We start from the raw sequence: 22,082 nt of genomic DNA on the forward strand, positions 1-22,082 counted from the left end.
TCAACCCTCCGCGATGTCGCCGCCGAGCCCGCGCATCAACGACGCGAAGGTCGGAAAGCTGGTGGCGATCATGCCCGGCTCGTCGACACGCACCGGTTCGCGGGCGGCCAGGCCGAGGATCAGGTGGCTCATGGCGATGCGATGGTCTCCGTGGGTCGTGATCATGCCGCCGCCGCGCGGCGCGGCGCCGGTTCCTCGGACCATGAAGCCTTCAGGCTCCTCCACGACCTCGACGCCGCACGCCTGCAGGCCGGCCGCCATCAGGGCGATGCGGTCGCTCTCCTTGACCCGCATCTCGCCGACGCCGCGCATCACGGTCTCACCGGTCGCGAAGGCGGCGGCGACGGCCAGGATCGGATACTCGTCGATCATGCTGGGCGCGCGCTCGGGCGGCACCACGACGCCGGTCAGGGCGGAATGCCGGACCACGATGTCGCCGACCTCCTCGCCGCCCGCTTCGCGCTGGTTGGTGATGGTCAGGTCGCCGCCCATCTCGATCAGGGTCTCGAACAGACCGGTGCGCGAGCTGTTCAGCATCACGCCCTCGATGGTGATCTCCGATCCCGGCGTGATCAGGCCGGCCACGATCGGGAAGGCGGCGGACGACGGATCCCCCGGCACCTCGACATGAGTTCCGGTCAGGGCCTGGCCGGCGGGCAGGCGGACGTGCCGGCCGTCCTCGCGATCGGCGACGATCACCTCGGCCCCAAAGGCGCGCAGCATCCGCTCGGTGTGATCCCGGGTCGCTTCCGGCTCGATCACGGTCACGCCGCCTTCAGCGTTGAGACCGGCCAGCAGCACCGCCGACTTCACCTGGGCCGAGGCCATGGGCAGGACGTAGGTCAGGCCCTTCAGGGCGCCGCCGTGCAGGGTCAGCGGCAGGCGGCCGCCGTCTCGCGCCTCGTAGCGGACGCCCATCTCGGACAGCGGCTCCAGGACCCGGCCCATCGGCCGCTTCTGGAGCGACGCATCGCCGGTGAAGGTCGCGGTGATCGGAAAGCCCGCCGCGGCGCCCATGATCAGCCGCACGCCGGTTCCCGCATTGCCGCAGTCGATCACCTGGGCCGGCGTCGAGAAGCCGCCATGGCCCTCGATCGTCCATTCGCCCTCGCCCGTGCGGCCGACTGTCGCGCCGAAGGCCTGCATGGCCCGGCCGGTCGCCAGAATGTCCTCGCCTTCGAGCAGACCGGACACGGTCGTGCGGCCGGTTGCGAGCGCGCCGAGGATCAACGCGCGGTGGGAAATCGACTTGTCGCCGGGGACGCGAATACGCCCGCGCAACGCTGCGCCGGGGCGGGCCGAAAGCACGGCGGTCGTCATGCCGGGCGTCACTCCTGGAAAGGGGCGGGAGAACAAAGGGTTTTGCTTTTGACAGCGCCCCCGTCGCGTGGCAAGGGAGCCGCCGCTTTCAGCATAGCCTTCAGAGGATCGCCCCTTGGCCAATCCCGAACTGGGCGCAAAACAAATCTGCCCCAACTGCTCGTCCAAATTCTACGACCTCGGTCGTCGCCCGGCCGTGTGCCCCAAGTGCGGCGAGACCTTCGACCCCGAAGAAGCCATCCGTAACCGCCGCGTGCGCGCCCGCTCGGCCGCTCCGGACTACGAGGCGGACGAGGAGAAGGAAAACACCAAGCCCGCGACCGAGGACGGCGACGGCTTCGAGGACGAAGCCGATCAGACCCCGGAAATCGACGACGAGGCCGCGGCCGAGCCGATCGAGACCGACGACGACGATTCCGGCGACGAGTCGGGCGCGGCTCCGTCGGGCGGCGATGACCTGGGCGTCGACTTCGCCGAGGATGAAGACCTGGCCGACGACGCCGACGAGGACGTTCCCTTCCTCGAGGACGAGGACGAGGACGACTTCCCGGAAGACGAAATCGACGGCCTGCCGGGTGAAGAGGACGCCGACGACCGGTAAAAAACCGGGCCCTGAAATTTTTCCATTTCAGGGCCTTGATCGGCGAGGGATCACGGCATAGAAGTCGCGCCCTCGCCGCCGGCCACCCGGCGACGGGACACCAGAGACCTCGGGGCTATAGCTCAGCTGGTAGAGCGCTTGAATGGCATTCAAGAGGTCAGCGGTTCGACTCCGCTTAGCTCCACCAATGAAGGCCCGCCGGTAACCCCGGCGGGCCTTCGCCTTTTGGGTCCGCCGTTTAGCCGCGTCGGCGGCGGCCGCGGATTGCGCGCGTGGCGGCGGCGAGAAGCGCCAGATTGAGACCCAGGGCGCCGAGCGCCAGCAGCAGCGTCGCCAGGCGGTCGTCCGCCCCCAAACCCACGGCGAGGCTCCAGGGCAGCCCCAAGAGGCGGGCCGCGTCTGCGGCCCCTGGATCCGCCCCCAGGCCCGCCAGACCAAACAGGCCCGCCGCCGCGACGGCGCCGGTCAGCAGCGCCAGAAGCGCGTAGATCACCGAGGTCACGGCAAACAGGCGCGCGACCATCTCGCGCCGCTCGCCGCCTCGACTGAGGGGCTCATGGAGAAGCAGGCTCATGGATGGTCTCCTTCGACGGCGGCGCGCCCCGCCGTCGAAGCGATTCGACGGACATCGACACGCCGAGAGAGGGTCGGTCCCTCCGGCGAAGAGTTAACGCCCGTCCGCCGCCCAATTCAACCAGCAGGCGAAACGCGCGCCGATTCCATGATCCTCTGCACTTCGGGCGCCTGAGCCGCGAAATAGTGCTCGGCCGGGGCCAGGTAGAGAATCACGTAGAGGCGCTCGCCGGTTTCGACCACCTGGGCCACGCCTGAGATGTCGAGCCCATCCGCGGTCTTGGCCGAGACGTCGACCCGCAGCCCCGACGCGCCGCCGGCGACGGCGGGACGCGGATTGGCCGTCTCAACCCGCTGGTAGTCCAGGGCCGCGACACTGTCGGCGACGAACTCGATCTGCTCGACCGGAGTCATCCCCGTCTTCCAGACCGGAGTCGGGCGCTCCTTCGCGGACGGCTTGACCAGGAACTCGCCGGACTTGAGGCCGTCGGCGATATAGAGTCGGTTCAGGAACGGCCCATCGATCGAGAGCAGGCGGACGTTCTTGGGCCGCCAGGGCATGATCACGCTGATGTCGGACCATTCCCGGCCCAGCGTCACGGCGTGCCCCCCCACTGCATAGGGACCCGCCGGAGCCGAGGTGACGGTCGCGCAGGCCGACAGGCCGAGCAGCATCAGGGCGGCCGCGGGGCCGAGGAGACGACGAGCGATCATGTTCCGCTGCTCCCGTTGAGTTTCTTGAGATTGGCTTCGACCATCCAGCGATCCTGGGCGTCCGGCGCCTTGGCGAGGTAGGCCGCATAGGACTGGCGCGCGCCGTCGGATTGGCCGGCCTTCATCTGCAGATCGCCCAGCTCCCGCCAGACGGCCGTGGGGGCGTCAGGATGCGCCGACGCCTTCTGATAAGCCTCCAGGGCCAGCCCTGCGTCGCTGTCGCCGCGACGACGCCTGTAGGCCTCGCCCTTGTAGAAACCGAGCACGCCCAGGTCCTCGCCATCGGCGGCCAGCCGCTCGATCAGGTGCAGGGTCTGGCCGTAGTCCCGCCGTCGCAGATCATCCTTCAGCCAGGCGCCGAGATGCGGTCGGATGGCGGCGCGATATCGGGCGCGGCCGGCGTCCCCGCCTTCGGGATGCGCCTTGGCCTGTGCGTCGAGGGCGGCGATACGGTCGTTGGTCACCGGGTGGGTGGAGAAGATGCTGGCGACGGCCTGCTCCTTGCGGACCTTCGGAAAGTCCGAGGCGGCCGTCTCGGCCTGCAGCGCCCGCCAGATGTCGGCCCCGGCCTTGGCCTCGTAGCCTGCCTTGATCGCCAGCTCCGCGCCCAGCCGATCCGCATCTTCCTCCTGCTCGCGAGAGAAGGAGAAAAGGCTGGCGATCGCGGCCAGGTAGATGATGTCCACCACCGCCCCGGCGGCGTCGTTGATCGAGCGGGCCGCGGACGCGCTGCCGCTGTTGGCGCCCGCCGCTGCGCCGGCGACCGCCACGGCGACCGACAGGGCCATGACCGCGTTGCTCCGGGCCTTGGCCGCGCGCCAGGCGTTGAGCGAATGCTGATGTGAGAAATGGCTGGTCTCGTGCCCCAGGACGAAGGCGAGCTCCGCCTCGTCCGTCGCCCGCAGGAGCAGGCCCGACCAGACCTCCATATAGCCGTTCGGCGCCATCTGGGCGTTGAAGAAGGGCCGATCCATCACATAGACGCGCACGTCATTGCAGTGGTCGGACGCCACCTTGCAGGCGACGCCCCGCACATAGGCCGTCAGAGCCGGGTCGCTGTTGACCTCGGCCTTGGTCTTGGCCGCCCCTTCCGCCTTGTCGGACGCCGACCAGAGGCCGCCCTCGTCGGTGTTCTCCGCCGGCCGCAGCCCCGCGGCGCGGGGCCCCGCCTCTGCAGCCCAGCCGCCTTGGCCGACCAGCAAGGCGCCCGCGGCGAACAGGGCTGTCGCCCGCCTCACAGCGGAATGTCCTTCAGAAGTCCTTTGGTCAGCTCCGCCGCGCCCTCCGGCGAACGCATGTCGGCGCTGGGCGAAGCCTGGGCCAGGTTGAACCAGACGACCTGCCCCGTCTTCAGATCGACCAGGGACGCGAAGGCCTGCTGACCGCCCAGCGGAATGCCGACGCCCAACGCGGCCATGCCAACCATCATCGCCACGCGAGCGCCGCTGGAATAGGACCCTCGTCCGTAGACGAACAGGGCGTAGTCCGCCTGATAGGTCTCGCCCAGCGTCTTGGCGCCCTCGCCGAGGGTCCAGTCGAATGATCCCGACTTCGTCGGCAGCGGGATGAAACCGTACTGGAACAGCAGGATCGAGTTGCCGACCGCGCCGTGCAGCCGCAGCAGCTGGCCGTTGCGGCCCGCCATGGCGTCGTCCGGGTCGAGCCGCTTGAAGCCGTGAGACCTGCCCTCCAGGGCCTCCTCGATGGCGGCCTGGAGATTGTCGCGCCCTGCGGTCGTCCAGTCCGCGCGCGGCTCCTGGACCCCCGAGGCCGTCAACAGATGGAGCTGGATGTCGGGCTCGACGACCAGGATGCGCGCGCCCGGCGCGGGCTTCGTGGCGGCGGCTCCGGCCGCCGACTTGACGTTCGTGGTCGTGCAGGCCGCCAGCAGCAGGCAGGCGGCGGCCAGCGCCAGGATGCGCTTCATGTCTGGTGTCCCCCCGAACCCCCGATTGATTGCGGGACATAAGCGCGTTTTCGCGAAGGCGCCTAGACAGGATCACCGTCTTGCGGGCGACGCCGGCAATCGCCACTTATCCGCATACGTCCGTGTGTGCGGCGCCGATCCAGGGCCGGATGCACGGAGAGTCGCTTCGACGAGGACTCCTGTAGGCAAGATGACGACACGCCCCCTGCTCTTTGACAGCCCCTTTCTGCTGGGGTTCGACCATACGCGAACCCTGATCGAACGCGCCGCGAAAGCCGCCACGGAAAGCTACCCGCCCTACAATGTGGAAGCGCTCGACGATGGCGGCGTCCGGATCAGCCTCGCCGTGGCCGGATTCGCCCCCGAGCAGATCGAGGTCCAGGTCGAGGGCCGGCAGCTCACGGTCGCCGGCAGGCGCGGAGACGGCTCTGACGCCGTGGAAAAGGCCTACCTGCACCGCGGCATAGCAGCGCGGGGGTTCATCCGGGCCTTCGTCCTCGCCGACGGCATGGTCGTGTCCGGCGCGACCTTGCAGCACGGGCTTTTGCACATCGATCTGAGCCGCCCCGAGCCAGAGCGGCTCATCCAGAAGATCCCCATCCGGACTGCGGAGTAACCCTGAGGCTTACCGGAATGGCGCCCGAGCCGGCTGAACCGGCGGCTCATGGCCGCGTTCCATCATTGAAGGAGGTGGTCTTATGACGCCCCAACTGCTGACGAAGGAAGCTTTCGCCGCTCTCGGCGCCCCCGACCTGGTCTATGTCCGGCCGATCAGCGCCGCCGAGATCATGGCCGATGCTCCAGCCGCCGCCCTGCAGGGCTTCGACCTGGACCCCACCCAGACCCTCTATGCGGTGCACCGCGCCGATGGCGAACGCCTCGCCGTGATGGGTGATCGTGACTCGGCCGTCGCCGCCGCACTGGCCCATGAGCTGGCGCCGGTCTCTGTCCACTAGCAGAAAACGCGCGGCCGTCAGGCCGCGCTCGGCTGGGCCTCGCGCGCGAGCAGCGCGTGGATCGCCTCGGCCGTGCGGGCCTGACGAAGCTGCTGACGCAGGTCTCCCTGCCGCATCAGGCGCGACACCCGCGCAAGCGCCTGCAGGTGCTCCGTACGGCTTTCGGCCGGCGCGAACAGCGCGAAGATCAGGTCGACGGGCTGGTCGTCCAGCGACTCGAACGGCGTCGGCGTCTCGAGGCGCATGAACACGCCGCGCACGGCCGTCAGGCCCGGTATCCGGGCATGGGGAATCGCGACGCCGTGGCCGACTCCCGTCGAGCCCGCGGCCTCCCGCTCCAGCAGGGCGTCCAGCACGTCCTCGGACCTGATCCGCAGGTTCCGAGCGGCGATGTCGGCGACCGCCGACAAGACCTGACGCTTACTCCCGCCCCCCGCGCGCGGCGCAATCGCGCGCGGCTCCAGCAGGTCTCCGATGTTCATACGCGTCAAACTCGCAAGAAGCAGAAGGGTCAGGACGGGTTCGCCGTCAGGCGTTTGCCCGGGTTCCGTTGCCGTTCTGTGACTGAGTGCGTTCCGGATCGATCCAGCCGATGTTTCCATCCGGCCGGCGGTAGACCACGGACAATCCGCCGTGAGCGGCGTTCCTAAACACGATTGTACGGGATTCAGTCAAGTCGAGCTCCATGACCGCCATCGAAACGGTCATCGTCTTCAACGCTTCCTCTGTCTCGGCGATAATCATCGCGCTCGGCGGCGCGTGGCCGTCGACGCCGTCCCACTCGTCGACGTCCGCATCGTCGTCCGGCGCCCGCAGGACGTACAGGGCGGCCGTTTCCGCCTGTTTGGCCGCGGCCTGGGACGAGTGGCTCTTAAGCCGCCGCTTGTAGCGGCGTACGCGCGTCTCGATCTTTTCCAGCGCCTGGCCGAAGGCCGCGTGCGCGTCTGCGCCCAGCCCCTGGCTCTGCAGACGCTGGCCGGACGCCAGGGCGACCATGCAATCGACCTTGAAGGAGAAGCCCTCCTTGGTCACGACCACATCGGCCGAGCCGCCGCGGTCGAAGTACTTGCCAATGGTTTCGGTGATTTCGTCGCTAACCCGCTCACGCAGGGCTTCGCCGACGTCGACGTGCTTGCCGGAGACTTGCACTTGCATGCGAATAGAACGCGCCCGCGGCCGTTAGGTGTCAAGTTAACGCGGCGCTGCTCGCCGGTTTGTGAGCGGCCCCCTCAGGCCATGCCCAGAGCCTCGCTCGCCTTGCGGAAGATGAGCAGCGCGGCGTGACCGCCGATGATCAGCAGACCCGCGCTGATCCCGGTGATGAGGAACCCCAGCACCGCCAGCAACCCGTCCCGCTGGACGAGCGAAAGGCCGAACGCCGCGATCGCCGCGGCCGGCGGCATGTTGCCGAGAAAGATCGGCAGCGAGAGCACGACGGCCAGCAGGAAGCAGGTCAATCCGATCACCCGGTCGCCGATCGGGCCGAACATGAAGCCAAGCCTCGGGCGCGACACCTTCTCGACCCGTTCCAGGACCGGGATGATCCGCTCGAACGCCTTGGCGAACGTGGCGCGGGGCATGGCGCGGGAGTCCACGAACTTCGGCAGCCAGGGGCTGCGGATCCCCACCGCGATCTGCGGCGTGATCACCAGCAGCGGGATCGCCAGGAAGGTCGAGGAGCCCGGCGGCAACGGCAGCCAGTTTGGCGCCGAGAAGAAGAACAGCAGCGCCCCGAACGCCCGGGGCCCGAACCGATGCACGACCTCGCCGACCGTCACGACCGGATCGGGATCGTCGCAGATCTCACGGAGGATGGACGACAGCGTCTGCCGCTTCTCGATGGGTGTCATTCAGGGCTCCGACGCCCAGTGAAACACAGAACGCTTCAGACCGCTGCGCGCAGCATCCGACGACGCTCGACCGACGATGGAATCCGCATCGCCTCGCGGTACTTGGCGACGGTGCGGCGGGCGATGTCGACGCCGGCCTCCTTGAGAATGTCGACGATGGCGTCGTCCGAATGGACGTCGGCCTCGGCCCGCTCGGCGTCGATCAGCTGGCGGATGCGATGCCGCACGCTCTCCGCCGAATGGGCCTCCCCGCCGGCCGACGAGGCGATCGCCGAGGTGAAGAAGAATTTCATCTCGAACAGGCCGCGCGGCGTGGCGATGTACTTGTTCGAGGTGACCCGGCTGACCGTGCTCTCGTGCATGCCGATGGCGTCGGCGACGGTCTTGAGGTTCAGCGGGCGCAGGTGCTCGACGCCGAAGGCCAGGAAACCGTCCTGCTGGCGAACGATCTCGCTGGCCACCTTCAGGATGGTGCGGGCCCGCTGATCCAGGCTCTTCACCAGCCAGTTGGCGTTGGCCAGGCAGTCGGACACGAAGGTCTTGTCGGCGTCGCTGCGCGCGCCGCCGGCGATCCGGGCGTGATACCGCTTGTCGACCAGCACCCTGGGCAGGGTGTCGGTGTTGAGTTCGACATGCCAAAGCCCGCCCGCGCCCTCGCGGACGAAGACGTCGGGCGACACCGGCTGCGAGGGCTCGCCGCCGAACGCCGCGCCGGGGCGGGGCGTCAGGGCTTTCAGCTCGCCGATCATGTCGCGCAGGTCGTCGTCGTCCACGCCGCAGACCTTGCGCAGGCCGGCCATGTCGCGACGGGCGAGCAGGTCGAGGTGATCCAGCAGCGCCGCCATGGCGGGGTCGAGGCGGTTGCGCTCCCTGAGCTGCAGCGCCAGGCATTCACGGACATCGCGCGCCATGACGCCGGTCGGCTCGAAGCCCTGCAGCACCGTCAGGACCCGCTCGACCAGATCCATCCCGCAACCGAGGCGTTCGGCGATCTCGAACAGATCAGCGCGCAGGTAGCCGCCATCGTCGGCGGCGTCGATGAGCACGGCGGCGACCGCGCGCTCGGGGTCGCTCAGCCGGGCGACCGCGAGTTGATCGTGCAGATGTTCTGAGAGGGTCTTCTCACGCGATAGCCGCCCCTCCAGGTCATCCTCGCCGTCGAACCCGCCCCCGGCGCCGGTGCGCGACCAGTCGATCTGACCGCCGGCCTGGGCCGGTTCGTCGCCGCCGTCACGGGTCGCGCGCTCGCCGGGAGACAGATCGTCGGGCGTCGCGTCCAGCTCGGCCGCGGCGGCATGGTCGGGCGTCGAATCGAGGGCGTACTCGGCCGCTTCCGGCGGCGCGGCGTCGGGAGCCTCGGCTTCCGCCTCGCGATCGTCGCGCTGGAGCAGCGGATTGCGCTCAAGCTCGGCGTCGACATAGGCCTCGAGCTCGAGGTTGGTCAGTTGCAGCAGCTTGATCGCCTGCTGCAGCTGCGGCGTGATGACCAGTCCCTGGCCTTGCCGAAGCTCAAGTCTTGGCCCGAGCGCCACGCCTCTCTCCCGCCCCCTTGCGAAATCGTAGGGAGGCAGGATCGGCGCTGAAGGTTAACGCCGCCCTTAAGTGGCCCCCTTCTTGCATCACGCGGCGCCCCTCGGACGCCGGCGGCTAGTTGAAGCGGTCGCCCAGATAGACCCGGCGCACGTCCGGGTTGTCGACGATCTCTTGCGGCGCCCCCTCGAAGAGCACCTCGCCGGCATGGATGATCGAGGCCCGGTCGATGATGTCGAGCGTCTCGCGCACATTGTGGTCGGTGATCAGGATCCCGATGCCGCGCCCCTTCAGGTAGCCGATCACCTCGCGGATGTCGGCGATCGCCAGAGGGTCAATGCCCGCGAACGGTTCGTCGAGCAGCATGAAGCTGGGCTCGCTGGCCAGGGCCCGGGCGATTTCGACCCGCCGCCGTTCGCCGCCCGACAGCGACACCGCCGGCGAGGCCTTCAGGTGCGCGATGCGCAGCTCATCCAGCAGGGCCAGGGTCGTCTCGCGCGCCTTGAAGGAATCCTTCTCGCGCATCTCAACAACAGCGAGGACGTTTTCCTCGACCGTCATGCCGCGGAAGATCGAGGCTTCCTGCGGCAGGTAGCCGACCCCCATCCGCGCCCGCTGGTACATGGGCAGGGTGGTGATGTCCCGTCCGTCCAGGATGATCGAGCCCTGGTCGACGGGGATCAGCCCGGTGATCATGTAGAAGCAGGTGGTCTTGCCGGCGCCGTTGGGCCCCAGCAGGCCGGCGACCTCGCCGCGGGCCAGCTTCAGGCTCACGCCGCGGACGACCTGGCGCTCGCCGAACGCCTTGGTCAGACGAGTGACGACGAGCCCTTCGCCCGCTCCCTGTTCGGACGCGGTCGACACTTAGCGTTTGCCTTGCTCGTTCGGGTAGAAGACGCCGCGAACCCGGCCAGGCTTGTTCCGCCCCTTGGCCGCGGACGTCATGTTCGCTTCGCCGGTGCCGGTGTTGATCACCATCCGGTCGCCGCGCACGACGCTCTTGCCCTGCACAACAATGACGTTGCCGGTCAGGACGATGGTCTGGTTCCCGAAGGTGTAGACGGCGTCGTCCGCCCGGACCGTGCGCTCGGGCGTGACGAAGTAGACTTGGCCGTTGGCCTCCATGCGATCGCTCGTGCCGCAGCTGTCGCCGCTCTTGCGCGCGAACAGCTTGACGGTGTCGGCGCGCAGGCGGGTGGCGGCCTGCAGGGCTTCGACGGCGCCGCTCCAGGTCGTCTGGCACTGGCTCTGGACCGTGACCGACGAGTCCGCGGTGATGTCGATCGGCGCCCGGGGGTCAAGCTGGGCTGAAGCCGGGCCGGCCGCCAGAGCCAATCCCGCCGTCGCGGCGACCGCGAGCCCAAGTTTCGTACCGGCGCTTCTCATGCGCGCTCCCCAGATGATCATGCGCCTGTCTTATTCCGGATTGACCCGCGTGCGAACCCTGCCGCGAAACTCGACACGGTCGCCCTTGTCCTTGACGGTGTAGCTGTCAGCCGCCACTCGGCCGACGGGGCCGTCGCTCTCGATCCCGCGCTGGCCGACGGCCTGGCCGGTGCGGGTGTCGATGATGGTGTCGTTGGTGGCCACGCGATTGCCGGCGCCGTCATCGATCCGAACGTCGCCGGTCAACCGCAGCAGCTGGGTCTTCTCGTCGTAAGACCCCTCGCGCGCCATGATCCGGCGCGGCATGGGCGTTTCCGCGCCGACCACCATGATCGGCTCGCGGAGGGCCACCTGGCCTGGCGCGCGCTCGTCGCGTACAGCCTGTTCGGCCCCGATCAGGAAGCTTCGTCCGTCCTCGAGACGGCCTTGGAAACGGGCGCCGACCATGCGGATCACCGGGTCGTCGGACTTCACCGGCTTGGGCGCCTTCAAGGTGCTGGCCGCGACCATGCCGACCAGAACCAGCGCGATCACGCCCATCGCCGCCGGCAGCCCCATCCGCAGACCGCGGATCAGCCGCTCCCGCCGCCGCCAGCGCGCGAACGCGGCGTCGCGGTCGATCGGCGCTGAGAGGGGGTGGGCGGCTTCGGTCAAGGGTCAGCTATGGGCGAAGATGTCGACCTCTTCCCAGCCGGCGAGATCCAATCGCGCACGGACGGGCAGGAAGTCGAAGGCGGCCTGGGCCAAGGCTTGGCGGTTCTCGCGGATCAGCATCGCCTCCAGCTTGGCCTTGACGCCATGGAGGTGCAGCACATCCGAGGCGGCGTAGGCCAACTGCTCCGGCGACAGGGATGCGGCGCCCCAGTCGGAACTCTGCTGCGCCTTGCTGAGATCGACGCCCAGCAACTCTTTCACCACGTCCTTCAGGCCATGGCGGTCCGTGTAGGTGCGGGCGAGTTTCGAGGCGATCTTGGTGCACCAGACAGGGTTGGTCTCGACCCCCAGATGGCGTTCGAACATCGCGATATCAAACCGGCCGAAGTGAAAAATCTTCAGCACCGACGGATCGGTCAGCAAGGCCTTGAGGTTCGGGCAGTCGTAGTCCGGGCGATTGAGGCGGACGACGTGGGCGTCGCCGTCGCCGGCCGAGATCTGCACGACGCACAGCGGATCGCGCGTCAGGCTCAGACCCATGGTCTCCGAATCGACCGCGACCGAGGCCGCTCCCGCGAACAGCCCGGCGGGAATGTCGCCTTCATGCAGATGGTTGGCCACGTCCGGACCGCTCCTTCGTCTTACGCCACAGTCGATTGAAGAACCGGGGGCGCTCGCGGAGCGTCCGCGGCGTCTGGCGCGCTTCATCGCGCCGTTGTCCTTCCAAGCCCGACACATACTCCAGCCCGGCCACAGGTCCAGCGCAACTGGGCCTTTTTTCTGGCGAATTCCCGCCATCCGGCGCTGAATGAACGATGTTTAATGCTCGTCGCCGAGTTCATGCGTCCGCGCATAGCCATCGCCAGGCATGACAATGATGCAGGGTTTGGCAGATACTGGATCCGGCGACTTGATCGCTGGTCGGCATCACCGCTTCCTAGAAGGAAGGGTGGTGCCCAGGAGAGGACTCGAACCTCCACGGCCGTTAAGCCACTGGCACCTGAAGCCAGCGCGTCTACCAATTCCGCCACCTGGGCCCGCCTGCGACCGGGAAGCCCGACCGCCGCGAAGGCGTGCCTCATAGGGCGCCCGGATCGGGCCGTCAACGGCGCATTGCACCTGACGTGCACATCCTCTATCGGGGCGCATACCCGTAAGGAATTTGTAGAGGCGCCGGCATCATGCGTGGGCTCGTCACCGTCTTTGGAGGAACCGGCTTCGTGGGCCGGCAGGTCGTGCGGTCGCTCGCCCGTCAGGGTTGGCGCGTGCGAGTCGCCGCCCGGAACGTCGGTCGCGGCTATCGCCTGCGCATGCTGGGCGACGTCGGGCAGATCGAGGTGGTCCAGGCCAATGTTCGCAACGCCGCGTCGGTGGCGCGCGCGTTGGACGGCGCCGAAGCCTGCGTGAACCTGGTCGGCATCCTGTACGAGACCGGCCGCCAGCGCTTCCAGTCGATCCACGCCATGGGCGCCAAGCTGGTCGCGGAGACGGCCGCCCGGCAGGGAATCACCAACTTCGTCCAGATGTCGGCGCTGGGCGCCGACGCCGATTCGCCGTCGAAGTATGCGCGGACCAAGGCGATGGGCGAGACCGCCGTTCGCGAAAGCCTGCCCTCGGCGATCATCATCCGCCCGTCGGTCGTGTTCGGGCAGGAAGACGGCCTCTACAACAAGTTCGCCGCCCTCTCGACGTTCAGCCCCGCCCTGCCGCTGGTCGGCGGCGGCGAGACCCGCTTCCAACCGGTCTACGTCGGCGACGTCGCCGCGGCCGTGGCGAAGGCCCTGAGCCTGCCGGAAGCCGCCGGCCAGACCTACGAGCTGGGCGGTCCGGCGACCTACAGCTTCCGCGAGATGATGGAGTTCGTCCTGCGCGAGACCGGCCGCAGTCGCGTACTGCTGCCGCTGCCCTGGTTCGCGGCCAAGCTGGTCGGCCAGGTCGGCGACGTCCAGGCGGCGGTCCTGGGCGTGATCGCGCCGGTGCTGACCTCGGATCAGGTCGAACTGCTGCGCGCCGACAACGTGGTGTCCGGCCAGGCTCCGGGCCTCGCCGAACTGGGCGTCGAGGCCAAGACGGTGGAGGCGATCGCGCCGGCCTATCTCTATCGCTATCGCAAGGGCGGTCAGTACGCCGCCACGCCGGAAGGCGCCTTCTAGGGCGACCTTTCCGAACCGGAGACATGAAGCCCGGTCAGATCGCCTGACCGGGCTTTTTGCTGCCTAGCGCGTATAGATGATCGCCAGGCCGGCGACGCCGACGACGATCCGCCACCAGCCGAACGGCGACAGGCCGCGCTTGGACACGAAGTCCAGCAGCACCTTCACCACGATCAGGCCCGACAGGAACGACACCAGGAAGCCAAGGCCCAGCACAGGCAGGTGATCGCCGACCATCAGCGCGTCGCGGCTCTCCCAGGCGTCCTTCGCGAAGGCGCCGATCATGGTGGGGATGGCCAGGAAGAAGCTGAACTCCGCCGCCGCTCGCTTGTCGACGCCCAGCAGGACGCCGCCGACAATGGTGGCGCCCGAACGGGACACTCCGGGAATCATCGACAGGCACTGGATCAGGCCCACGCCCAGCGAGGTCGTCAGCGGCAGCTTCATGGCGTCGTCGAAACGCGGCTTGGGGCTCCAACGATCGAGCGCCAGCAGAACGAAGCCGCCGATCACCAGCGACCAGCAGATGATCTCCGGGCTGGTGAACAGCACCTGCTTGATGAAGTCATAGATCAGCACCCCCATCACCACCGCCGGGAAGAAGGCGATCAGGACGCTGAACGCGAAACGCCGCGCGGAAGGATCCGTCGGCAGGCCGATCAGAACCTTCCACAGGCGCGAGAAGTAGAGCGCGACCACCGCCAGGATCGCGCCCAGCTGGATCAGCACGATGAAGCTGTCCCAGAAGGGATCCTTGAGACCCAGGGCGAGCTTGGTGAGCAGCAGATGGCCGGTCGAGGACACCGGAATGAACTCCGTAAGCCCCTCGACGAGACCCAGGATGATGGCGGCCAGAAAGTCGTTCAAAACGTCCCCCGAGGGCTAAGGTCTATTTTTGGGACCAGTTTAGCGGTCCGCGGCGTGACGATTGCTGCTAACGACTCGCAACAGCCGTGATAGTGGTCAATAAAGTTGACCTGTGCATTTTTCATGCGCTTTCGGCGCCATAGAAGCCGCCTCACGCAATGTTTTTCTTCAAGACGGCGGGAGCGCGGCATGGCCGAGCGGATGCTGAAATTCACGACCATCGAACGCCGCACTCCGGAGAAGCGCGACGCCGAGGCGCGTGATCGCGACTTCCTTGAAATCTACGCCGACTTCATCGACGCGAAAGCCACGGAGCAGGCCTCCCGCTGCTCGCAATGCGGCGTCCCCTTCTGCCAGACCCACTGTCCTCTGCACAACAATATCCCCGACTGGCTCCGGATGACCGCCTCGGGCCGTCTGGAAGAGGCGTATGGCCTTTCTCAGGCGACGAACAACATGCCGGAGATCTGCGGCCGCATCTGCCCGCAGGATCGTCTGTGCGAAGGCAATTGCGTCATAGAGCAGTCCGGCCATGGGACCGTGACGATCGGCGCCGTTGAGCGCTACCTGTCGGACAGGGCCTGGGAAGAGGGCTGGGTGAAGCCGCTGGCGGTCCAGGCCGAACGCGGCCAATCGGTCGGCGTCGTCGGGGCCGGCCCCGCCGGCCTGGCCGCCGCCGAGCAGCTGCGCGAGCAGGGCTACGCCGTCACCGTCTATGACCGCCATGACCGCGCCGGCGGCCTGCTGATCTACGGCATTCCCGGCTTCAAGCTGGAAAAGCACGTCGTCGAGCGCCGCACGCAGCGGCTGGCCGACGGCGGCGTCGAGTTCAAGCTGGGCTTCGAGGTCGGCCGCGACGCGACGCTGCCGCAGCTGCGCCAACGCCACGACGCCGTGCTGCTGGCCAACGGCGTCTACGGCGCCCGCGACCTGGAAGTGCCAGGCGGCGGCTCGAAGGGCGTCGTTGCGGCGCTGGACTATCTGATCGCCTCCAACCGCATCGGCCTCGGCGACACCGTGCCGGCCTACGACTCGGGCGAACTGAACGCCGCGGGCAAGGACGTCGTCGTGATCGGCGGCGGCGACACGGCGATGGACTGCGTCCGGACGGCCGTCCGTCAAGGCGCGACGTCGGTGACCTGCCTCTACCGGCGGGACAAGGAAAACATGCCCGGCTCGATGCGGGAGGTCGCCAACGCCGAGGAAGAAGGCGTGGTCTTCGAATGGCTGGCCGCGCCCCGCGCTCTGCTGGGCGACGCCGAGGCGGTCACCGCCGTCCGCGCCGTCCGTATGCGCCTTGGCCCGCCCGACAGTTCCGGCCGCCGCGCGCCCGAGCCCGTCGACGGCTCGGAATTCGACCTGCCGTCCCAACTGGTGATCAAGGCCCTGGGCTTCGACCCGGAGGACCTGCCGAACACCCTGGGCGCAGAAGACCTGGGCGTCAGCCGCTGGGGCACGGTCAAGATCGACCGCCGCACCCAGGCCGCCAATCTCGACGGCGTCTTCGCCGCCGGCGACGTCGCCCGCGGGGCCTCGCTGGTGGTCTGGGCGATCCGCGACGGCCGCGACGCCGCCGTCTCGATCCAGGCTTACCTTCAGACCAAGGCCGAGGCTCCGGCCCTGGTCGCGGCGGAGTGACGCCCATGTCGGCGCATCCCAGCCTGAAAGCCCTGTGGAACCTGACTCAGCCCGAAGCCCGCCGCGCCGGCGGCGTCGCCGATCTGGCGACGATGTTCGGCCTGGGCGGCCGCCCTGTCCCGCACAATTCCCCTTCGTCCAACCCCGCCCGGGGCGACGGCAGACTTCCGACCCTCTCCGGAGAGGCCACCGATGTCCACTGAGCTCGACCGCTACCTGGAGAACCGCCAGCGCCTGATCGACGGCCATGCCTACGATCCGTCGATGGAACGCGACAACTGCGGCGTCGGCCTGGTCTGCGCGATCGACGGGCAACCGCGCCGCGAGGTTGTGGAGCTGGCCATCAAGGCGCTGAAGGCGGTCTGGCATCGCGGCGCCGTGGACGCCGATGGCAAGACCGGCGACGGCGCCGGCATCCTGCTGTCCGTCCCCCAGGACTTCTTCGCCGCCCAGGTGAAGAACACCGGCCACAAGCTGCGCCCCGGGCCCATCGCCGTCGGCCAGGTCTTCCTGCCCCGCACCGATCTGGGCGCCCAGGAAGCCGCGCGGACGATCGTCGAAAGCGAAGCCCTGCGCTTCGGCTTCTACATCTACGGCTGGCGCCAGGTGCCGGTCGACACCTCGGTGATCGGCGAGAAGGCCAACGCCACCCGCCCGGAGATCGAGCAGATCATGCTCTCGCCGCCCGCCGGCCTGGAGGGCGAGGCGCTGGAGCGCGCGCTCTATCTGTGCCGCAAGCGAATCGAGAAGCGGGTCGCCGCCTCGGCGATCAACGACTTCTACATCTGCTCGTTCTCGGCGCGGTCGCTGATCTACAAGGGCATGTTCCTGGCCGAGAGCATCGACGCCTTCTATCCGGACCTGCAGGACGAGCGGTTCGCGGCGGCGACGGCCATCTTCCACCAGCGCTACTCGACCAACACCTTCCCGCAATGGCGCCTGGCCCAGCCCTTCCGGATGCTCGCCCACAACGGCGAGATCAACACGTTCAAGGGCAACGTGAACTGGATGAAGAGCCATGAGATCCGCATGGCCGCCCAGGCGTTCGGCGACTTCGGCGAGGACGTGAAGCCGGTGGTCCAGGCCGGCGGCTCGGATTCCGCGGCGCTCGACAACACCTTCGAGATCCTGGTCCGCGCGGGTCGCGACGCGCCGATGGCCAAGGCCCTGCTCGTTCCCGAAGCCTGGAACAGCAAGACCGACGAGCAGATGAAGCCCGAGCACCGGGCGCTCTACAGCTACTGCAACGCCGTCATGGAGCCCTGGGACGGCCCGGCCGCCCTGTGCGCCACCGACGGCCGCTGGGTCGTGGCCGGCAAGGACCGCAACGGCCTGCGCCCGCTGCGCGTGGCCTACACGGACGACGGCCTGGTGATCATGGGCTCCGAAGCCGGCATGTGCGGCGTCGCCGAGAACCGCATCGTCCGCAAGCTGAACATCTCCCCCGGCCGTATGATCGCCATCGATCTGGTCGAGGGCCGCCTCTACGACGAGGAGGCGATCATCGACCGCCTCGCCGGCGAACATCCCTACACCGACTGGCTCGACAACATGGTCGAGCTGGAAGAGCGGATCGGCCCGGGACCGGAGCCGCGCAAGTACGCCGGCGAGGAGCTGGTCCGCCGCCAGGCCGCCGCCGGGATGACGCTGGAGGACCTCGAGCTGATCCTCTCGCCCATGGTCGAGGACGGCAAGGAAGCCGTCGGCTCGATGGGCGACGACGCGCCGTTGGCCGTGCTCAGCGACAGCTACCGGCCGCTGAGCCACTTCTTCCGCCAGAACTTCAGCCAGGTCACCAACCCCCCAATCGACCCCCTGCGGGAGACGGGGGTGATGAGCCTGAAGACGCGGTTCAAGAACCTGGGCAACATCCTGGCCGAGGACGAGACCCAGACCGACGTCTACGTCCTCGAGAGCCCGGTCCTGACCACGGGGATGTACGAGCGCATCCTGGGCTATATCGGCGACAAGAACCTGGGCGTCATCGACTGCACCATGCCGATCCCGGCGGCCGAAGCCCGGCCCGGCGACGCGCTGCGCGCCAACCTCGATCGCATCCGCGCCGAAGCGGAGGACGCAGCGCTGCGCGGCTGCTCGACCATCGTCCTGACCGACGAGAACGTCGCTGCCGACCGTGTCGCCCTGCCGATGATCCTGGCCACCGGCGGCGTCCACGCGCACCTCGTGACCAAGGGGCTTCGCTCCTACGTCTCGATCATCGTGCGCTCGGCGGAGTGCATGGACACGCACTACTTCGCCGTCCTGGTCGGCGTCGGCGCCACGGCGGTCAACGCCTGGCTGGCCCAGGAGAGCTTCCAGGATCGCCTCGACCGGGGCCTGATGGGCGAGGCGACGCTGCGCGACGTCTGCGTCAACTACAAGGTCTCGATCGAGCAGGGTCTGCTGAAGATCATCTCGAAGATGGGCATCGCGGTGATCTCGTCCTACCGCGGCGGCTACAACTTCGAGGCCGTCGGCCTGTCGCGGTCGCTGGTCGCGGAGTTCTTCCCCGGCATGCCCTCGCGCATCTCGGGCATCGGCCTGGCCGGCCTGGAAAGCCGCGCGGTCGAGCTGCACCGCCGGGCCTGGGACCCCTCCTTCGTCGCGCTGCCCGTCGGCGGCTTCTACAAGGCGCGCCGCGCGGGCGAGGCGCACGCCTTCGACGCCCGGCTGATGCACGCCCTGCAGCACGCCTGCGACACCGGCGACTACGAGAGCTACAAGCGCTTCTCCGAAGGCATGGGCCGCCTGCCGCAGATTCAGCTGCGCGACCTGCTCGCCTGGCGCACGGACCGCAAGCCGGTCAGCGCCGACGAGGTCGAGAGCGTCAACGAAATCCGCAAGCGTTTCCTGACGCCCGGCATGAGTCTGGGCGCCCTGAGCCCTGAGGCCCACGGCGCGTTGAACATCGCCATGAACCGCATCGGCGCGAAGAGCGTCAGCGGCGAGGGCGGCGAGGACCGCGCCCGCTATCGGCCCTTGCCCAACGGCGACAATCCCAACAGCGCCGTCAAGCAGATCGCCTCGGGCCGCTTCGGGGTCACGGCCGAGTATCTGAACGAGTGCCGCGAAGTCGAGATCAAGGTCGCCCAGGGCGCCAAGCCCGGCGAGGGCGGCCAGCTGCCCGGCTTCAAGGTCACCGAGATGATCGCCCGCCTGCGTCACGCGACGCCGGGGGTGATGCTGATCAGCCCGCCGCCGCACCACGACATCTATTCGATCGAGGATCTGGCGCAGCTCATCTACGATCTGAAGCAGATCAATCCTGACGCCAGGGTGACGGTGAAGCTGGTCTCGATGACCGGCATCGGCGCCATCGCGGCCGGCGTGGCCAAGGCCAAGGCGGACACCATCCTGATCTCGGGCAACGTCGGCGGCACCGGCGCCAGCCCGCAGACCTCGATCAAGCACGCGGGCGGTCCCTGGGAGATGGGCCTGTCGGAGGCCAACCAGGTCCTGACGCTCAACAACCTGCGCCATTCCGTCCGTCTACGGACGGATGGCGGCATCCGCACCGGCCGGGACGTCGTCATCGCCGCCATGCTGGGCGCCGAAGAGTTCGGCATCGGCACCGCCAGCCTGATCGCCATGGGCTGCATCATGGTCCGGCAATGCCATTCCAACACCTGCCCGGTCGGGGTCTGCACCCAGGACGAAAGCCTGCGCGCCAAGTTCACCGGCACGCCGGACAAGGTCGTGAACCTGTTCACCTTCATCGCCGAGGAAGTTCGCGAGATTCTCAGCCAGCTGGGCTTCCGCTCGCTGGAGGAGATCGTCGGTCGCACCGACCTGCTGATGCAGGTCAGCCGCGGCGGCGAGCATCTGGACGACCTCGACCTGAACCCGCTGCTGGTTCGCGCCGACCCGGGCGCGAACAAGCCTTACTGCACGGTCGAGGGCCGCAACGAGGTGCCCGACACCTTGGACGCACAGATCGTTCGCGACGCCGCGCCGTTCCTGCAGCGCGGCGAGAAGATGCAGCTCACCTACACCGTGCGGAACACCGCCCGGGCGATCGGCTCGCGTGTCTCGAGCCACATCACCCGCAAGTTCGGCATGAGCGCCCTGCCCTCGGACCACCTGACGGTGGAGCTGAAAGGGTCCGCCGGCCAGAGCCTGGGCGCCTTTGCCGTGCGTGGCCTGCGCATCGTCCTGACCGGCGAGTCGAACGACTATGTCGGCAAGGGTCTGTCGGGCGCCACCATCGTGGTGAAGCCGTCGCCGCATCTGCTGGCGCCGGAGAGCAACGCCATCATCGGCAATACCTGCCTCTACGGCGCCACCGACGGCAAGCTGTTCGCCGCCGGCCAGGCGGGCGAGCGTTTCGCCGTCCGGAACTCCGGCGCGACGACGGTCATCGAAGGCTGCGGCGCCAACGGCCTGGAGTACATGACCGGCGGCGTGGCCGTGATCCTAGGCCCGGTGGGCAGCAACTTCGCGGCCGGCATGACCGGCGGCATGGCCTACGTCCTCGACCTGGCCGGCCGCTTCGAGGGTCTGGTGAACACCGACAGCGTGGTGGTCCAGCGCCTGGCCTCGGCGCATTGGGAAGGCCAGCTGAAGCGCCTGATCGGGGAGCACGCCCGCGAAACCGGCTCCGCCTTCGCTGAGAGCCTGCTGCGCGACTGGGACCGCATGCGCGACCACTTCTGGCAGGTCTGCCCCAAGGAGATGGTCGGTCGCATCGACCACCCGTTGCGGGCGGAGGAAGCGGTCCACGAGCGGGCTTAGAGCGGTTCCGGCCCCGTGTATCGCGCACGTGGTCGGATCAGCGCGCCGGTCTGGACCTGCTCGACGGCATGGGCCAGCCAGCCCGCCGTTCGCGCGACGGCGAACAGCCCGAACGGCGCGTCGGGCGGCAGGTCGAAGCGCGCCGCCAGAGCGGTCAGCGGGAAATCGATGTTGGCCGCCTCACCCGTGGCCGCCTCGACGGCGCTCTTCAGCGCGACATAGTCCGGCGGCGGGTCGAACCCAGTCAGCAGCGCCGCCGCCCGTGGATCGCCCTCGGGATACAGGGGGTGACCGAAACCGGGGATCGGGCCGGCGCGGGCCAACCGCCCAGCGACCGCCCCGTCCGGCCCGATGCGGCGGCTCTCCTCGACCAGATTGATCACCCGGCCCGCCATGCCGCCGTGCAGCGGGCCGGACAGAGCAGACAGGCCGGCCAGGGCGGACGCGGCCAGCGAGGCGCCGGTTGAAGCCGTCACCCGTGCGGCGAAGGTCGAAGCGTTCAGCTCGTGATCCGCCAGCAGAACCAGCGCGCGCCGGATCGCGTCCGAGGCCTCAGGGCGCCCCCAGGCCGTCGCCAGCCGCGCGTGGATCGGCCCCGATGCGACGGCGCCCGCCGCCGCATCGGCGACCAGGTCCAGCAGGCCGGTGGCCTCGGCGGCCAGAGCCAGCGGCGCACGCCCGCGGGCCGGCGGATCGAGACCTGCCCGTTCCGCCAGGGCCGCGAACAGCCGAGGCCGGATCTCCGGAAGCGTCGGCGGCGGCGTACGAGCCTGCCCCTTCAGGACCGCGCCATGACCGCCGCGGAGCAGCCGCGCGACCGACTCAAGCGTGGCGCTCTCCGCCAGCTCGACAGCGCCGCGGCCGCGATAGAACAACCGCCCATGCGCCACGGTCGTGATTGCGGAGTCCAGAACCGGTTCGCCCCAGGCGATGGCGCCGGCCGCCACCTCGGAAGCCTTTCGGCCGCGACGTTTCCGGGCCTCCAGCTGACCGACATCCGACAGGCGGTAGCGGCTGCGACGCGGGTCACCTGGATCTGGCCGGGTCTCGATCCGCCCCCGGCTGACATAGGCGTACAGCGTCTGCGGCCGCACCCCCAGGCGCGCCATCGCCTCTTCCGCCGTCAGCCAGTCCCGATCCATCGCCACATATTGATTATATTGATCAAGATTGACGATACCA

At 68.6% G+C, this 22,082-nt stretch carries 22 protein-coding genes and 2 tRNA genes; 8 read left to right on the plus strand and 16 right to left on the minus strand.

Features of this window, described 5'->3' with window-relative positions; all coding sequences use genetic code 11:
• Complete coding sequence (aroA, locus tag CSW64_RS21495) at nt 1–1,320, minus strand: 3-phosphoshikimate 1-carboxyvinyltransferase (protein ID WP_099624023.1); 1,320 nt, start codon at nt 1,318–1,320, stop codon at nt 1–3.
• Nucleotides 1,321–1,435: 115 nt separating this feature from the next.
• On the opposite strand from aroA, the gene CSW64_RS21500 reads away from it, so the two are divergent.
• Nucleotides 1,436–1,921: a TIGR02300 family protein gene (locus CSW64_RS21500; protein ID WP_099624024.1), complete on the plus strand. Its 486-nt coding sequence runs from the start codon at nt 1,436–1,438 to the stop codon at nt 1,919–1,921.
• 111 nt (nt 1,922–2,032) lie between these two features.
• A tRNA-Ala gene (locus CSW64_RS21505) sits at nt 2,033–2,108 on the plus strand.
• Between the two features lie 51 nt (nt 2,109–2,159).
• On the opposite strand, the gene CSW64_RS21510 is transcribed toward CSW64_RS21505, so the two are convergent.
• From CSW64_RS21510 to CSW64_RS22140, 4 genes are all read right to left on the minus strand, one after another.
• The gene (locus CSW64_RS21510) at nt 2,160–2,495 is read right to left on the minus strand and encodes a hypothetical protein (RefSeq protein ID WP_099624025.1); all 336 of its coding nucleotides are present in this window, start codon (nt 2,493–2,495) and stop codon (nt 2,160–2,162) included.
• A 116-nt stretch (nt 2,496–2,611) separates the two neighbouring features.
• A complete protein-coding gene (locus CSW64_RS21515; RefSeq protein ID WP_099624026.1) occupies nt 2,612–3,208 on the minus strand; it encodes a hypothetical protein in 597 nt (198 codons plus the stop codon).
• A complete protein-coding gene (locus CSW64_RS22135; protein WP_172448647.1) occupies nt 3,205–4,446 on the minus strand; it encodes a M48 family metallopeptidase in 1,242 nt (413 codons plus the stop codon). Before CSW64_RS22135 ends, CSW64_RS21515 begins: the two co-directional genes overlap by 4 nt.
• Nucleotides 4,443–5,135, minus strand: coding sequence for a hypothetical protein (locus CSW64_RS22140; protein WP_172448648.1), 693 nt, complete (start codon nt 5,133–5,135; stop codon nt 4,443–4,445). The genes CSW64_RS22135 and CSW64_RS22140 overlap by 4 nt, the downstream gene beginning before the upstream one ends.
• A 190-nt stretch (nt 5,136–5,325) precedes the next feature.
• On the opposite strand from CSW64_RS22140, the gene CSW64_RS21525 reads away from it, so the two are divergent.
• Together CSW64_RS21525 and CSW64_RS21530 are read left to right on the plus strand one after the other, a co-directional pair.
• On the plus strand, nt 5,326–5,751 hold the full coding sequence (locus tag CSW64_RS21525) for an Hsp20 family protein (RefSeq protein ID WP_099624027.1): 426 nt from the start codon (nt 5,326–5,328) through the stop codon (nt 5,749–5,751).
• 82 nt (nt 5,752–5,833) lie between these two features.
• Nucleotides 5,834–6,091, plus strand: a complete 258-nt coding sequence (locus CSW64_RS21530; protein ID WP_099624028.1) for a DUF1150 family protein — start codon at nt 5,834–5,836, stop codon at nt 6,089–6,091.
• A 17-nt stretch (nt 6,092–6,108) separates the two neighbouring features.
• Here the strand turns inward: CSW64_RS21530 and ptsN are convergent, their stop codons facing one another.
• The 9 genes from ptsN to CSW64_RS21575 form a co-directional block, all read right to left on the minus strand.
• Nucleotides 6,109–6,573, minus strand: a complete 465-nt coding sequence (ptsN, locus tag CSW64_RS21535) for a PTS IIA-like nitrogen regulatory protein PtsN (protein ID WP_099624029.1) — start codon at nt 6,571–6,573, stop codon at nt 6,109–6,111.
• A gap of 46 nt (nt 6,574–6,619) precedes the next feature.
• Entirely contained in the window at nt 6,620–7,246 is a 627-nt protein-coding gene (gene hpf, locus CSW64_RS21540; protein ID WP_099624030.1) for a ribosome hibernation-promoting factor, HPF/YfiA family, read from the minus strand.
• Between the two features lie 74 nt (nt 7,247–7,320).
• Nucleotides 7,321–7,941, minus strand: coding sequence for an exopolysaccharide biosynthesis protein (locus CSW64_RS21545; protein ID WP_099624031.1), 621 nt, complete (start codon nt 7,939–7,941; stop codon nt 7,321–7,323).
• A gap of 35 nt (nt 7,942–7,976) precedes the next feature.
• Nucleotides 7,977–9,473 carry an RNA polymerase factor sigma-54 gene (rpoN, locus tag CSW64_RS21550; protein ID WP_099624032.1) on the minus strand — a complete coding sequence of 499 codons (1,497 nt, stop codon included), beginning with the start codon at nt 9,471–9,473 and terminating at the stop codon, nt 7,977–7,979.
• Nucleotides 9,474–9,588: 115 nt separating this feature from the next.
• Nucleotides 9,589–10,335 (minus strand): LPS export ABC transporter ATP-binding protein, encoded by a 747-nt coding sequence (lptB, locus tag CSW64_RS21555; protein WP_099624033.1) that lies wholly within the window; start codon nt 10,333–10,335, stop codon nt 9,589–9,591.
• On the minus strand, nt 10,336–10,857 hold the full coding sequence (locus tag CSW64_RS21560; protein ID WP_099624387.1) for an LptA/OstA family protein: 522 nt from the start codon (nt 10,855–10,857) through the stop codon (nt 10,336–10,338).
• 30 nt (nt 10,858–10,887) lie between these two features.
• The gene (lptC, locus tag CSW64_RS21565) at nt 10,888–11,511 is read right to left on the minus strand and encodes an LPS export ABC transporter periplasmic protein LptC (protein WP_099624034.1); all 624 of its coding nucleotides are present in this window, start codon (nt 11,509–11,511) and stop codon (nt 10,888–10,890) included.
• A gap of 3 nt (nt 11,512–11,514) precedes the next feature.
• Nucleotides 11,515–12,132 carry a ribonuclease D gene (locus tag CSW64_RS21570; protein WP_099624035.1) on the minus strand — a complete coding sequence of 206 codons (618 nt, stop codon included), beginning with the start codon at nt 12,130–12,132 and terminating at the stop codon, nt 11,515–11,517.
• 329 nt (nt 12,133–12,461) lie between these two features.
• Nucleotides 12,462–12,548, minus strand: a tRNA-Leu gene (locus CSW64_RS21575).
• 144 nt (nt 12,549–12,692) lie between these two features.
• Between CSW64_RS21575 and CSW64_RS21580 the strand changes: the two genes are divergently transcribed.
• Nucleotides 12,693–13,664, plus strand: a complete 972-nt coding sequence (locus CSW64_RS21580; protein WP_099624036.1) for a complex I NDUFA9 subunit family protein — start codon at nt 12,693–12,695, stop codon at nt 13,662–13,664.
• 63 nt (nt 13,665–13,727) lie between these two features.
• Here the strand turns inward: CSW64_RS21580 and CSW64_RS21585 are convergent, their stop codons facing one another.
• On the minus strand, nt 13,728–14,531 hold the full coding sequence (locus tag CSW64_RS21585) for an undecaprenyl-diphosphate phosphatase (protein ID WP_099624037.1): 804 nt from the start codon (nt 14,529–14,531) through the stop codon (nt 13,728–13,730).
• Nucleotides 14,532–14,720: 189 nt separating this feature from the next.
• On the opposite strand from CSW64_RS21585, the gene CSW64_RS21590 reads away from it, so the two are divergent.
• Genes CSW64_RS21590 through gltB form a run of 3 tightly spaced genes read left to right on the plus strand, consistent with a single transcriptional unit; the run spans nt 14,721 to nt 20,900 of the window.
• Nucleotides 14,721–16,169 (plus strand): NAD(P)-dependent oxidoreductase, encoded by a 1,449-nt coding sequence (locus tag CSW64_RS21590; RefSeq protein WP_099624038.1) that lies wholly within the window; start codon nt 14,721–14,723, stop codon nt 16,167–16,169.
• A 5-nt stretch (nt 16,170–16,174) separates the two neighbouring features.
• On the plus strand, nt 16,175–16,372 hold the full coding sequence (locus tag CSW64_RS21595; protein WP_099624039.1) for a hypothetical protein: 198 nt from the start codon (nt 16,175–16,177) through the stop codon (nt 16,370–16,372).
• Nucleotides 16,362–20,900 carry a glutamate synthase large subunit gene (gene gltB, locus CSW64_RS21600; protein WP_099624040.1) on the plus strand — a complete coding sequence of 1,513 codons (4,539 nt, stop codon included), beginning with the start codon at nt 16,362–16,364 and terminating at the stop codon, nt 20,898–20,900. Before CSW64_RS21595 ends, gltB begins: the two co-directional genes overlap by 11 nt.
• On the opposite strand, the gene CSW64_RS21605 is transcribed toward gltB, so the two are convergent.
• Nucleotides 20,897–22,042, minus strand: coding sequence for a citrate synthase family protein (locus CSW64_RS21605; RefSeq protein ID WP_099624041.1), 1,146 nt, complete (start codon nt 22,040–22,042; stop codon nt 20,897–20,899). The two genes, gltB and CSW64_RS21605, sit on opposite strands and share 4 nt — an antisense overlap.
• Nucleotides 22,043–22,082: the final 40 nt, after the last annotated feature.

Source organism: Caulobacter mirabilis (genome assembly GCF_002749615.1).
Classification (GTDB): domain Bacteria; phylum Pseudomonadota; class Alphaproteobacteria; order Caulobacterales; family Caulobacteraceae; genus Caulobacter; species Caulobacter mirabilis.